The organism is Latilactobacillus fragifolii, from assembly GCF_905332535.1.
In the GTDB taxonomy this organism is placed as follows: domain Bacteria; phylum Bacillota; class Bacilli; order Lactobacillales; family Lactobacillaceae; genus Latilactobacillus; species Latilactobacillus fragifolii.
This window is the reverse complement of sequence record NZ_CAJOCF010000002.1, coordinates 232,062-246,642: the sequence shown is the minus strand read 5'-3', so window position 1 is coordinate 246,642 and position 14,581 is coordinate 232,062. Positions and strand designations below refer to the sequence as shown.

Annotated in this window: 11 protein-coding genes; 10 read left to right on the top strand and 1 reads right to left on the bottom strand. The window is 37.5% G+C overall.

Going from position 1 to position 14,581, the window contains the following annotated elements; all coding sequences use genetic code 11:
• Positions 1–158 precede the first annotated feature (158 nt).
• The 9 genes from J7Q78_RS03890 (at position 159) to J7Q78_RS03850 (ending at position 10,478) form a co-directional block, all read left to right on the top strand.
• Complete coding sequence (locus tag J7Q78_RS03890; RefSeq protein WP_208422402.1) at positions 159–4,049, top strand: WxL domain-containing protein; 3,891 nt, start codon at positions 159–161, stop codon at positions 4,047–4,049.
• Positions 4,050–4,070: 21 nt separating this feature from the next.
• Positions 4,071–5,105, top strand: coding sequence for a DUF916 and DUF3324 domain-containing protein (locus J7Q78_RS03885; RefSeq protein WP_208422401.1), 1,035 nt, complete (start codon positions 4,071–4,073; stop codon positions 5,103–5,105).
• On the top strand, positions 5,105–6,166 hold the full coding sequence (locus J7Q78_RS03880; protein WP_208422400.1) for a DUF916 domain-containing protein: 1,062 nt from the start codon (positions 5,105–5,107) through the stop codon (positions 6,164–6,166). Before J7Q78_RS03885 ends, J7Q78_RS03880 begins: the two co-directional genes overlap by 1 nt.
• The gene (locus J7Q78_RS03875) at positions 6,150–6,302 is read left to right on the top strand and encodes a hypothetical protein (protein ID WP_154243400.1); all 153 of its coding nucleotides are present in this window, start codon (positions 6,150–6,152) and stop codon (positions 6,300–6,302) included. The genes J7Q78_RS03880 and J7Q78_RS03875 overlap by 17 nt, the downstream gene beginning before the upstream one ends.
• 132 nt (positions 6,303–6,434) lie before the next feature.
• Positions 6,435–7,340 carry a WxL domain-containing protein gene (locus J7Q78_RS03870; protein WP_208422928.1) on the top strand — a complete coding sequence of 302 codons (906 nt, stop codon included), beginning with the start codon at positions 6,435–6,437 and terminating at the stop codon, positions 7,338–7,340.
• 25 nt (positions 7,341–7,365) lie between these two features.
• Positions 7,366–7,848, top strand: a complete 483-nt coding sequence (locus J7Q78_RS10120; protein ID WP_407929553.1) for a MarR family winged helix-turn-helix transcriptional regulator — start codon at positions 7,366–7,368, stop codon at positions 7,846–7,848.
• Between the two features lie 16 nt (positions 7,849–7,864).
• Entirely contained in the window at positions 7,865–8,251 is a 387-nt protein-coding gene (locus tag J7Q78_RS03860) for a MarR family winged helix-turn-helix transcriptional regulator (protein WP_208422926.1), read from the top strand.
• Between the two features lie 76 nt (positions 8,252–8,327).
• Complete coding sequence (locus J7Q78_RS03855) at positions 8,328–9,737, top strand: cryptochrome/photolyase family protein (RefSeq protein WP_208422925.1); 1,410 nt, start codon at positions 8,328–8,330, stop codon at positions 9,735–9,737.
• Positions 9,738–10,043: 306 nt separating this feature from the next.
• Positions 10,044–10,478 (top strand): GNAT family N-acetyltransferase, encoded by a 435-nt coding sequence (locus tag J7Q78_RS03850; RefSeq protein WP_208422924.1) that lies wholly within the window; start codon positions 10,044–10,046, stop codon positions 10,476–10,478.
• Between the two features lie 131 nt (positions 10,479–10,609).
• Here the strand turns inward: J7Q78_RS03850 and J7Q78_RS03845 are convergent, their stop codons facing one another.
• Positions 10,610–10,753 (bottom strand): hypothetical protein, encoded by a 144-nt coding sequence (locus J7Q78_RS03845; RefSeq protein WP_208422923.1) that lies wholly within the window; start codon positions 10,751–10,753, stop codon positions 10,610–10,612.
• Between the two features lie 630 nt (positions 10,754–11,383).
• On the opposite strand from J7Q78_RS03845, the gene J7Q78_RS03840 reads away from it, so the two are divergent.
• Positions 11,384–14,560, top strand: coding sequence for an isopeptide-forming domain-containing fimbrial protein (locus J7Q78_RS03840; RefSeq protein WP_208422922.1), 3,177 nt, complete (start codon positions 11,384–11,386; stop codon positions 14,558–14,560).
• Positions 14,561–14,581: the final 21 nt, after the last annotated feature.

Below are 14,581 nucleotides of genomic sequence, written 5' to 3'. Positions count from 1 at the left end.
TCTAAGATTACAAAATTAATAATGAGATTGACATCATGTTTAGTACTCTTTAATTAAAATAATATCAATAGGGTAAGGTACTTTAAATTATCTGTTTCAATTCGCAAATATTTAAGCTACTTGTAGTCTAAACAAGCTACTTTAAGGGGGATATTCTCTTGAAATCTAAAAAAAGTTTGATTAATATTGCCTCTTTCTTGGTAGGTCTATTACTGTTGCTTTTTTTGTTATGTTCATACACAAATTCTGTTGTAGCTGCTGATAGTAGTAGCTCGTCAGCAGAACAGTGGTTGCTGACACACAATCCTGGAAAATTAAGGATTTCAAATGATGGGAAGACATATATTGTTCATAAGGGCAATGAAGATGTTAACCTTCCAAAAGTGGAAACTGATAACGTAGTTACACAGATGTTGGATAGTAAGCATTTTTATCAAGAAAATTCAATTTTAGTTAAACGCTACGCTGATAGCAATAGTGTTGGTCCTGAATATCCGACGGAGAAAGATATTGGAGCGAATAGGTTGGATTCTAATCGGCAGTACTTAACCTCAGTTGCTGAAAGAACCTTTGGTGTGCCTGAGAGTGAGGGGGGTATTTTTAATCATAAAGACAATGACTACCAAAATATGACACATATGGTACTTTCTTTAAATGATGGTGCTTTATTCAATAAAGGACATTTTGATTTAACATATAAGCCCGTAAACGCCATCACGCCTTGGTATAATGGTATTTTTAATATATCAGGTTATTTTCCCTTTAGGGCAAGAGTTGTTAATCCTTTGGATCCTTTTGGATCTGTTGGAACTAACTATTATTCTGGTGCCTATGGATGCTATGTTAGGTTTAAATTCCCTACACCGACGGATATTGAATCAATGGCAAAATCTTTTGATTTTTCAGATTCAGGTTCAGGAGCAGCCAGTGACTTGGTACTTTCAGCATTAGGAATTATTGACTTACCCTTTACTGATATTAATTATCCGATTACTCCATATCCTAATTTTACTGGAATTAATCTAAAGGAAGACCCGCAAGGAATTTATGTTGGGGTTCGGGGGGTTAATCTAAACAAGCATCCTAATGGGAGTCTAGGATATCGGTATAAGCAAGATCCTCTAGTTGTACTTAGTGTTATGAAACTATTAGGGGCATTTGGTGATATTGATGGTAAAGCGTCTGGTCATTTTGACATTGACTTATCTCAATATTCTGGTAACTACTCTACTAAAGAACTTGAAAACATGGGATATAATAAACAAACAAATCCAGACGTATTTATCGGTGCAGATGATAGTCCAAAAAAAATATTAACGCGCCAAACATTACCGCCATCACCTACTCATAAATATTCACTTGATTATAATATTTATACAAGTAATAGTTTGCTGTCCCCTACTTTAGGGAAAGGTGATGGAAAATTAGATAATATTGATGACGCAGTAGTCAATAGGAATAAAATGGATTTAGGGCATGTAAAAAGTAGTAATGTAGATACTTGGTCTGCGTACATGTCACCTTGGGATAATAAAAACACCTTTAATACAAAGCTAGTCAGTTCAGATCCAGATAATGAATTTGACGAGACTGGTTCGCAAACAAAAGTGCTTCCAGGGACTAATTTTAGAGAGCGCAAAATTAATTTTGATGTTGCTAAAGATGGAAAGTTTATTGATAATCCTAGTCGTTTTGACCGAGTAATAGATTTTTTTACAAAAGAAAATGTTACTCACAAGCCAACTTCTGGAGAAAATCGTAAAAGTGATATTCAATATGTTGACGTCACACGCAGTGGTAATCCGGATCAATATAACAAATGGGTTACCCTGACTTATAATGGACAAGCCCATTATAAGGATGGTTCAACAGCTGGGTTACAATCCGTTCAATCCAATACATTACAAATTTATCAAAAAGTGACGCCGCCTACGTTAAAACTTGATCAGCTTCCCAAAACTTATCCGCTTAATCAAGCGGTTAAAATAACTGGTAGTGTGTCTTCCAGCGAACACTATACTGCAGATAAAAATATGACAGATATCTATTACCAGTTAGATGGTGGAAACTGGCAAAAAGGGACTACCGAACAAGTAAATTCGTACAAGTCTGGGAAATTCAATATGGAATTAGGCAATGATTTAGCTTTAGGGTCCCATACAGTCAATGTCAAAGGGACTGATGCGTTTCATTTAGATACTAATATCGAAACGTACAAGTTTGATATTACCAGTGCTTCGCCCCAAATAACTAAACAGGTCGTTGACCTAAACCAAGTCCCTGATCCTAAAGACTCAGATTATAAAAATAGTGTGACAGGATTACCCGGTAACCAGTTTAGATACCATATTCACCTAGATACTTCTTCAGGCTCAACCAATCACATTATTTTTAAAGATAATGATTTAACTGATGTTGTCAATTTTGATGAAGATTCAGAAAACTATGCAGTTATTCACCACAACGATGGTTCTTCCGATGAACGGGTAAAACTAACGGCTAATGATTTCACTACTCCCAATACAATAGATTTCTCGAAGAAGTTTAAATCAGACCAAATTGGTGAGGGGGCTTATATTGACCTTTACTTTACTGTTAATACTTTTAGTTTAGTTACACCCGTTGGGACGGTAATTCCTAACACGGCCCATATTATTAGTACTGCTGATGGTGATAATGATGGTCAGGGTTGGACGTCTAATACGGCTAATATTGATCTTTATGCTGATCCGATCATGATTAAACAGGTTAAATTAGCTTCGGATAAAGACTCGGCTTATACCGATAAACTCGAAGCTAGTCCTGATTCTGATTTGGACTATCGGGTTCAAATTAAGCCGAACAAAGATGTTAAGGACCCTGAGTTAAATGAAATTAAACTTTCAGATCCATTTGATAACAAACTGAATCAAGGGTTAACGCTCAAGAAAGTAACCGCCAACTATTATGATGCTGATAATAAAATAATCAACGATCAGACGGAAGTGCTAACACCTGATAGTCAACAAGTCGTGGCACTCAGCCATCCAGTAGTGCCCGGGGGGCACGTTGATATTGTTTATCAAGTTCATTTAGATCAAGCCGCACCGGCTAGGACCACTTTTAAGAACATTGCTTATATGGAAAGTTCTAGTTATGGGAAGAACCCAGATCACCAACTCCCCAACTGGCAAACCAACAATGCGCAAGTCACGGCGGCTAACCCAGACGGCACGGTTAACTTTAAATATGTTGATCTGGATACCGGCAAAGAAATTGCTGGTCACGATCCAGTTCAAGTGACTGGTAAAGTTGGTCATAAAGTTTCTGAATACACCAAAGACCAACTCGCACCGGCTTATATTGACGGTTATACCGTGATAAAGGAACAAGTTGATGATCAAGCCATCCAACAAACAACTAAAGCGGATCCCGTAATTGCACAAAAACCACAAACGTACACTTACTATTATGAAAAAGCGGCTCTCTCGATGGAAGCCCCTAAGAATTGGAACTTTGGTAAGTATAATACGAGTCAAACTGAGGCGACCTATTATCTACCAGCGCGTCGGGATGCTAGTGGGAAGATTAAACCTTATACAATCGACGTTCATGACGCCTATGGCGTTAAGGACTGGACCTTAAAAGTTCAACAAAAGCATCAGTTCACGGGTATTAATCCAACTACTAAAAAGGCGACTGTTTTAAGTGGCGCTCAATTAAATTTCACGCACCTTAACGCGCAAAAAACAAGCGATGATGGCCAAGATACCCATCCACAAGGCGATCAACTGGATTTATTAAGCGGTGATCAGTTTAAGTTGCCCGTTGGTAATGAAACCCCAACCGCCTTGATGAGCTACCATAACGCTGGGACATACGTTACCGCCCATGATCAGAATCCAACTGGAACGCAGTATGACAACCCAGGTGTGAAGAGTTTTGCTTATCAATTTGGCGACAAGACTAACGCTGGTTATAGTATCGGCCTCCATGTTCCGGCAAGTACCAAACGGGAAGCCACTGATTATACAACGACCTTAACGTGGTCCTTATCTGTGGCCCCCTAAAAATTAATTGAGGTGTTTATTTTGAAATGCAAACTTAAATGGTTAGGTGGTTGGAGTCTACTACTATTAGGGCTATTGGTGGCCGTTGGCCACCCAGCGCAAGCTGCTTCGGTCGCTCAAAATGCGGATTTTAGTATTCAACCGGTTTTTGACCAAAATCAAACTAACCGTAACTTAAATTATTTCAATTTAAGGTTTAAACCAGGTACGACCCATGAAATCACGCTTCAAGTTCAAAACTATACTGAGCGGACAATTACCATCCATAGTCAATTTCGGAATGCGATTACCGGTTTCGGTGGGGCAGATGCTTTTACTCCCAGTGACAACAACCTCGATCCAAGTTTAAAGATCCCGCTAACCAAACTCGTTCAGCTTCAAGGTAGCGCGACGCTTAAGCTCAAACCGGAAGAAACCCGATTTGTTAGAGCGACAGTTAAAATGCCAGCTAATCAATACCGCGGTATGATTTACGGCGACTGGTACTTTATCGAGAACATGAAGGGGAATAAGAACGACCGTTCTTCCGTGGCTAGTAACTACGCTTATTCCATGGGGCTAATTTTACAAGGTAGTCCCTATCATGTTTATCCTGAAATAAAATACGCTAAAACCGAACCAATTCTATACCATAGTCATCCGGCACTAGGGGTCAAATTACGGAATACCCAGCCGATGGTCCTTAACAATGTTTCGATCAATGCTTCGGTTGAAAAAAAGGGGTTATTTGCGTCTAAGTATACCTATCAAGCCACTAATCGGGTGATTAATCCGAATAGTTCAGTCACCTTACCGGTTTCATGGGCTTACGATCAATTAAAACCCGGCATTTATACGGTGCACGCTAAAATTATTGGGCAAAATTATTGGAATCATTTACCGATGACTTGGACGATTAATCAAAAATTCACCGTTAAAGCTAGTCAAGCGAATACCATTAATCAAAAAGCACTTAAAAAACCCGTTAACCAATGGCTTTGGATTGCCAGCGCCACCGGCGTACTATGGTTACTCGCATTAGTGGCTTGGCTACGGCTATTACGGTTAAAAGGCTGATGAAAATGTACCGACCTATTTATAAGCAGGTTCAAGGTTATCTTCTTTTAATCTTCATTTTAAGCTTAAGTATCTTCGTCACACCGGTGCACGCTAAAAAAGCGGTCCATAAACCGCCACACGCTTTTGAAAAGGTGACGTTTATGGTGGCCCCGCAGTTACCCCCCGATAATATTGGTGGGCAACACTTAGGCTATTTCAACTTGCCAGTTAAACCACATCAACAACTTGATCTAGCGGTTAAGGTCATCAATCCAACTAATCAAGCGATTCATATTAAAAGTAAGGCTTATAATGCCACCACTAATGATAATGGGTCTCTTGATTATCAAGGGACGCATCCAGATGATCCGCAACTACTAAAGCAACCAGGCACGACGTTTATTGCATTACCTAAAAAAATTACCTTACCGGCCCAAGCAACCCAGCTGGTTCATTTTAAAGTTGCAGTTCCTAAAAGGGGCTTTATTGGCCAAAAGGCCATCGGACTCAACTTAATTGCTGACCAACCAGCCGGGAAGGCCGCTGTTAAAAATCGGTATGTGTATATTATTGGTTTGGTCTTAAATGGCCAAAAACTGAAACCGCCCCACCAAAAAGGGCTATCGGCCGATAACATTCAAGTCCGCCTGGTGTCCCCTAAAAAAGAACCGGCAATCAGTGTTCAGCTGGCCAATCATGATCCAGCGTATATTTTAAACGGGCGCTTAGCGATGGCGCTAGTCAATCAAAAATACCATTTCTTTAATTATCGTGTCATCCGAAAGCACGTTAAAATCGCGCCGAATAGTCGTTTCGATAATAATTTATTGCTCGGTGGTAAACGACTAGTTCCTGGGATTTACCAGCTAAAAGTTAAAATTGATAGTCATAACAATCACCATACCTTCAATAAGACCGTTAAAATTACGAAAACCCAGGCGCGGTTTATTAACCGCCACAATTATCGATATTTAGTCTTGCAATATTGTTTAATGGCGGGCCTTAGTGGGTTGTTACTGTTAATCACTTGTTTAATCTACTTTAAGAAAACGAGGTTAAAAGATGCAAAAATTAATTAATCGCTTTGGCTATAAAAAAGTCAACTATGTCATGATTGCGCTGGTCCTTGTGCTAACAATCATTTTTATTACAAGCATTGTGTTTGCGGTTAAGTACTACATTGAATTAACCAGCATCACCAACATTACGATGTAACTTCTAACTAACCCGTTGGGTTAGTAACGTATTTCTCATGGACGTTTATGCCCCTTATTAAGGTTAGTCACTTAATGAGGTATAAAAAACTGCGATTGAATCGCAAAAATTAACAAAGGGAGGAATTTCATGATGAAATTCACAAAATTGACAAGCGCTGCTTTAGTAGGCGCAACAACTTTATCAGCTTTCATGGTACCGGCCGCTTCATTTGCCGCAACCCCCAATAACGATGCTGACGCCAACGGTGGTACTGCTTTGCCACAAACAGCCGATACTGAAGCCGGGATTTCTTTCGGTAACCCTGGTCCTAATCCGAACACCGGTTACTTGAGACTTCAAAAAGTGCCTTCAATCTTAGACTTTGGGAACCATGTTCAATTTAACAAAGCTTACCCTAACTTTACTGCTGATGGTAAAAATACTGGTAATAGTAGTAACGACCGTTTTGCCAGCTACAAGGAAAAAGACACGAACTTAACCCCAACGCTTTCAAATGACGCTAAGGGCTTAGAAAATGTTCAAGGGATGACGTGGACCACAGTGGTTGATAAGCAAGTTAGCCGGACTAACGCTGATGATAAGAAAGGTATCACCGCTAAAGCCGGTCTTTGGTCACTATTCGTCAAAGCTGACGGTGGTTTGAACCGCATTGATACCGCTGGGAATATCATGCCCGATGGAGCGATTACTGACGCTAATTTGACTTTCAAGAATACTGCCAAGGCTCAAACTCAAGCGGTTTACGATTTAACCGGTGAAGCCCAAGATAAAGATTGGAAGACTGACGCAACCGCTAAACCAGTTAGCGCAGTTACCGAAAATATCAACGTACCGTTAACCGCCGATACAAAGGATAATGGTGCTTTAGTAGCCCAAGCAAAAGATGGTGAAGGGTCAGGGGCCGATGTTTTTGCTTGGAACCCCGCTGATATTAACTTATCATTACCAGCAAGCGCGACCGTTCAATCACCAGCTACTTACCAAGCTAAACTAACGTGGACCTTGTCTGCGGATGCCGCAACACCAAGTAATTAGTAAACCACTTTAAACTGAGAAGCTGATGTTTATCAGCTTCTTTTTTAATAGAGAGGAAAGACATGCCTTTATGGAATTATGCCAAGAATTAATAATTTTAAGTCGAAACATTAGCCAAATTGATCGTTATTTATTTAAGCAGTGCCCCATCTCGAGTGCCGGATACTTAATAATAACGGCTTTATCTGCCAATAAGACAGCTACTTCGAGCCAACTTTCGGAAACTCTAAAAATTTCAAAACCAACCGTTAGACATTATGTTAAAGTTCTTTCTTCAAAAGGCTACATTAGTAATTTAGGCTACAACCTTGACAATCACCCATCGCTTAACTTAGTCTTAACAGCGTCGGGAACCCAATTACTTAAGGAAGTTAATACTAGCATTCAGCGCAACAATCATCAGCTTTTTAAGGAAACTTCGGATCGTCAAATAAATCAACTTATCAAAGACTTGCGGACCCTTAACTTTAGTCTAGCAGTCATTGAAAGCAACCTAGCCAACAACTGAAAAAGGACGGTGTACCATGGCGAAAAACAATATTGAATTACTAATCAAGTGGTATGGCGAAGTGCAGCAAATAATTAATTCGCTAGACTTAATTACCGCTGATTACGGGCTTAGTTTTACGACATTTAGAATACTCGATCAGCTTTACCAAAATGCGTCGTTAACCCCCGGTGACTTATCGAATTCCGAAAGAACTTCCCACCCGGCAGTTTCGCGGAAATTAAATCTATTACAAGCCAAGGGCTATCTCCGTAAGCGCAGAGACGATCCTCATGATCAACGGCTTGTTAAACTTGAAATTACAACTAAAGGTAAGGAAACCTATTTGGCAATTAAAGAATCCCTAGATGCTAAGTCAACTGAAATCTTTTCCGGTATTAAAAAGGTAGAACACCGTGCTTAAAAAAACTCAATAGCCGCCTATTTTACCGTAGGCGGCTTTATAAATTGGTTATTTTTCACTTTGAGGAGGAAATATTTTGGTTTCAGTAATGTGGTTTCGAAGCGATTTAAGAATAAATGATAATACTGCTTTGTGGAATGCCTTATCGCATACCGAGGATGTGGTACTAGTCTTTAACATTAATCTTGCGCAAATTATTGAGCAATCAAGTATGAATCAGCAAGCTTTTTTCTCAAGTGTACTAGCCTTTAAAAATAACCTTAAAAAACAAGGCATCGTGTTAAATATCTTATACGGAACACCACGAGTGGCTTTTTCGAAATTAAAAGCAAAATTGCCGCAGTGGACTGATGTCTATTTTAATATGGCTGAATCCGGATTTGGCTTTGCGCGCGATCAAGAAGTCGCTAAATTTTTTACAGATGAATTAGGTGTCAAAAGCCATCAGTACCTAGACTATACACTCCATAGTGTCAATGATGTGACTAAACCGGATGGTCAGCCTTATAAGATGTTTACACCATACTATCAGCAGTGGCGTCAGCTGCCCAAGCCTAGCGTGAATAAATTGTTTTCTTTGCCGATTAATCAATATACAAGTAAAGCCTATTTTGAGGATCAAAAACGGTTAATTAGTTTATCCGGTAATCCCGGCGAAGATAGGTTAAAAATGCTAGGCAGTAACAGGGCCCAAGTCCAACTAACAAAATTCATAAAAAATGGACTCGAAGACTACGATAATAACCGTGATTTTCCAAATTTGAATGGGACGAGCCAACTCTCAAAATTTATTAGAACCGGTGAAATATCGATTAGAACCATCTATCATGCCGTGGCCCAGTTGCCGGAAAGTCAAGGCCAACAAACATTTATTAAAGAATTGTGTTGGCGGGACTTTTATCAAATGATATATGCGAAATACCCAAATCAAAAAGAACAAGCGATTATTGATAGTTACCGCCATATAGATTGGCGTAACAATGAACAGGATTTTGAATTGTGGAAGGCCGGTCAAACGGGATATCCAATTATCGATGCAGCAATGCGGCAATTAAATACGACCGGTTGGATGCATAATCGCTTACGCATGCTAGTGGCTTCTTTTCTAACGAAAGACTTATTAATTGATTGGCGTTGGGGAGAAAAGTATTTTCAACAGTGCTTAATTGATTATGATCCAGCTAGTAATATCGGTGGTTGGCAGTGGGCGGCTTCAACGGGCACTGATAGTGCGCCTTATTTTAGAATTTTTAATCCAACTACTCAAGCTAAAAGATATGACCCACAAGGGGCTTTTATCAAAAAATATTTACCAGAACTTACTAAAATTACAAATAATAAAATTTTCGATCCGAGTCGATTAACCCAAATTGAACAAAAAGACTTTGGTGTTGTTCTGGGAAAGGATTACCCAATGCCAATAGTTGATCATCAAATGGCTCGCAATCGCGCTATAATGGCTTACGAAATAAGTAAGGATCGATGATGACTTAGGGGCTTATTCAAGTGAGTCAAGTAATGAATCACAAACAAGTTATCATAATAGCCAGTATTAGCGTACTAAAAATAATATATGAAATGTCGGTTTGGATTCATGGTGGTTATTTGGCTATTAATTAAAATAGTTTGACAGCTAGCGAAATCATTATATAATGATTTTAAATCGATAATATAACTCGATATTAGTCCCCGGATTAATATTATTATGAGCGTCAATCAACTTCTACTAGGGCACGCCGGATAGCGTGAAGAAGTTGATTGGCGTTTTGTTTTTCATTTAGGAGGTAATGACATGCAAGTAGAAGTAAAAAGACTAGACGAATTGACAGTTCAAGAGTTTTATAAAATTGTAGAAGAAAGGATCAAAGTTTTTGTTGTAGAGCAAAATTGTCCCTATCAAGAAATTGATGCTCAAGACAAGCATGCATATCATTTGATAATAAAAGATAGTGAAAATAATTTAGTTGGCTATACGAGGATTATTGATAAAAATAGCGAGCAGGCAACCTTTGGGCGTGTCTTGGTCCCTAAGCAATTCAGGAAAAATCAATATGGTAGAGCATTAGTTAAAGCAACTATCGAAAAAACACAAGAACTTTTTCCAGATAAGCAAATTAGTATTCAAGCGCAAGCTTATTTAAAAAATTTCTATAGCGCTTTTGGTTTTGAACCAATTTCTGAAGTTTATCTTGAAGATAATATTCCACATTTGGATATGATTCTTTAAAATATTTTTGAAACATGACTGAAAAAGTTCGCATAGAAGTTGATACTGAGGATTATTTTAAGCGGAACCCGCAATTTTATCTGTGAGTATTTAATTATGGAATCAAATGCAAGTAATTTCACTTTTAAAAATTATCTGGTAGTCCACTTTAATTTGCGCCTTTTTTTATGTTTTTGTGCTTTTACCCAACCAGTAGCTTTCTTCAAAGCAACTGGGGTTAATTGCAACGATGCGCTAGCAAATTCACAGCCGATCTCCTCATTGTTTTTTTGCATGCAGCCACCGCCAAACAGACAATTTTGAGTTAACGAAGGGGACGTGCTGGCAACTAATTACTGCAAGTACTTTTATACAAAATTAAAGCGGGTGTAATACCGATTCTCGGTGTTACACCCGCTTTTTGAATAGTGGAGATTTTTTTGTTGATTAATTTAAAAGTATAAACCTTACTAGTTGTTATCAATTTACCATCAACAGTTAGCTTGACTTGATCTTGATAGTAGCAAGCGGCTAGAAAAAGTTAATTCCTATTGTTAAAGACTAAGATCGTCGTTTAGGGCTGCTGGCTTTGAGGAACTAATATCGATGAGGTTACAAATTATCCTCTGAAAAAATCTTTTTTTACAATCATTAATGGGAGGTCATAACTTATGAGTTGCGAACTTTATCTATGACATTAGTTTATACCATTGTTTAATTATTTGCAAGTATATTTTATATAACATTAGTTGGCAACTATCTATTGGAAAAAGCCTTTAAAATCAATGGCTGAGCGATGTATTTAGAATTTTTTTGTTTTATAAATAAATTTATTAGTTTTCTGAAATCATAAAAAATCCTTCTTTGTCAAAAGGCTCACAACTCATGAGTTGTGAGCCTTAAAAATACCGTGGAGGCAATTGTAGTTGAAAAAAATATTTAAACTATTTTTAAGTATTGTCCTTACTTTTAGTCTAATAGTTCTATGTGTTCTGTTAAAAAATAATAAAGCTTTAGCCGCTGACTTCAATGATGGCATTAGTAATTGGTATGACGGGACTCGTACAAGAGTTAATACATTTCCAATAGAACAAGGCACCCTAGTTTATACCTTTGGCCCTGGTGATACTGATATAAAGATTCCTCCTGAAATAAATCTATATTATCAGGCTCATTTTAATTATTATGTATCTGCTTTTTGGGGTGGATCAGCAGGCATGCAATCTTCATATGATTTCGGAATAAATCAAAATAAGAATAATACAAAACCAACAGTTCAAAATAGTTCCTTTCATGCTCCAGAAACTGGACAATATAAAAATTCTGTTTTAAAAAATGTTAAATACTACTACGGCTTTTTAGATGGGCATTTAGGAAACCAGCAGTATCTTGCTCTTAAAGTAGTTGGTGAATATAAAGGCTTCCAATTAGAAGAAGTCTTACGACCGTCAGAAAATTCAACTACAGTTCGTGTAGATTTATATCTAAAGAATATGAATAATGCTAATCAAACTGGTCAAATCATTTTTGGTAAACATAGTTCACTTAATGATGGTGAGAATAGTCCGTTTTATTCTTCTGGTGGGAAATTAGGGGCATATACAGCCGATGGCACTTACAAAATGTCTTATAACACTGACGTGCCAGATGGACCACTGAATTACACCGTATCCTTATTTAATCATCCAACGGAGGGGGCCATAGATCCTGCAAACGATTGGCGATTGAACGCAGGTTATATATACAGCGGCTATACACCGGCTGATTTTTCAGGTACTGGATTAGAAAATAAAACTAACAAAGGGCAAGAAATTCTTTCGACAGGACCCAATATTTTTTCTGCTAAATGGGGTTGGGAAACTTTTAAGCCTGGTGAAGTTCACCATTATAGAATTGATTTAGCTGCTATGGGAGCGCCGACCGTTATTCCTCAAGCAAATAAAAAATTTACTAATTTAACTAGTAAGGATAACAAAAATAGAGTAGGGGATAATCTAGAGTTTAGTCTTACCGCGACAAATTTAGGTTATAAGAGTAAATGGAATAATGTCGTAATCGATGACGTTGTTCCAAAGGAATTAGATATAGATATAAATAGTCTGAAACTATCTATAGATGGCAAAGAAAGTTCACTCCCAAGTAGTGACTACAATACAAGTACCCGAAAATTAACCGTTAAAACTAATGAATCGATTCCCGATAATAGTAGTGTGACAGTCAAATTTAAAGCTAAGGTTAATGGCACAGCTTCTGGAAAAACAGTTATTAATGAAATGAGCGCCTCAGGATTAGGATCAAACAATAATAATTTGAGTGAAAACTCTTCGGTTAAAATACCTGTAGAAAAAACAAATTATATTGATAATTTTAGTAAACAAGTTGCTAATGTTTTATCTGATGGGTCTATTACAGCATATAAAGATACCGTAGATGCTCACGTAGGTGACACTATTGCGTACCATATAGACTATAAAGTTAGTTTAGGTAGCTTTAATTCGGGGATTATTTCAGATAATATACCTAACACCTTGGATGTTGACCCTAGTTCAATTAAAACGACAGGTGGGACTACATCAATTAGGCAAGGAGTTATAAACACAACTATTGGACCGCTTTCTTCAGGTAAGGAAGTCCAAATTGATTTTAAAGCTAAGATTAATGGCAAAGCAAATGCCGGAGATATTATAAAAAATACTGGGCAAATATCTGGGAATACAAGTGATGGTTTTCGCAAAGAAGATAGTAATGAAGCAGATATCAATATTAAAAATATCCCTTATAAATCAAATTTTACAAAACAGGTTAAAAATGAAACAACTAATAAGCTAAATACATTTGAAAATACAGTTGATGGTCATATCGGTGATACGATTGACTATCGACTAATATATACCGTTGATAGCGCTAGCCCACAAGGTTTAAAGAGTGGGACTCTTCAAGATATTCTACCTAAAGAGGTTGACTTAATACCTGGATCAGTAAAAATAACTGGTGACAATCAATCGGGAAATACATCTAATGACTTAAATAATTTAACAATTCAAGCTTTGAAACAAGGGCAATCTGCTCAAATAGACTTTAAAGTTAAAATTAATAATCAAGCTAAACCACTGGTTAATTCGAAAACACCAATTAAGAATACTGCAGGATTATCTGGAAAAACAGATTCTGGGACAGATGCAACAAGCAATAGTAATGAAGCTGATATTAATGTTAAGAATATCGAGAACGGTACGATTATTTTTAAATATCTTGATCGTCAAACCAATCAAGAAATTGGTAATCAAGAAGTTACCGTCACCGGGCCTATTGGGAAATCAGTTTCTGACTTAACTACTGCCAATGTAAGTGATGAATTAGACCCTAATCAAATTCGCCCCGCCTTTATTAAAGATTATGTGGCCGTTGATTACACCGATGAAACTAATTTAAATCAGGCAACTTTTTATAAAATTAAGGATATTAATCCTGTAATCACAGATAAACCACAAGTTATTACAATTCGATATGAACGTTCTGGTTTAAACTTTTCAGCGCCAAAGGATTTTGATTTTGGGCAATACCTTGCCCACGACAGTGACGCGACTTATTATTTAAAAGCTATTAAAGACACTAAGGGAACTAAAATTCCATACGGGATTTCAATTTCTGATTATTATGGCGTTAAAGATTGGACTCTTGGCGTTAAACAAGCTCAACAATTTGAAGGAACCATTTTGAATGCACAAAACAAATCACAAACAGTTCGTTTAAATAATGCTGAATTACATTTTGATAATGCGAAATTTGATCAGCTAACATCGGATAATCAAAATACCGCAACTGATCAAGTTGATAGTTTAAGACAGTTTACATTAGTTCCAAGTAACCAGATACAAACCATAGTGTCCTATCATAAAAAAGGCGACTATGCTGCAGGCTCGGTAGCCGACAACACCCACAACCACCAATATGATAATCCAGGTTTCGCTACTTATAGTTATCATTTTGGTGACCAACAAGCGGCTGATTATAGTATTAGTTTGCATGTACCAGCGACAACTAAACGCCAAAAAACAAAATATACGACAACAATCACTTGGAATCTAACGATTGCGCCTTAATTAAAGAAAGTATGTAAAGAG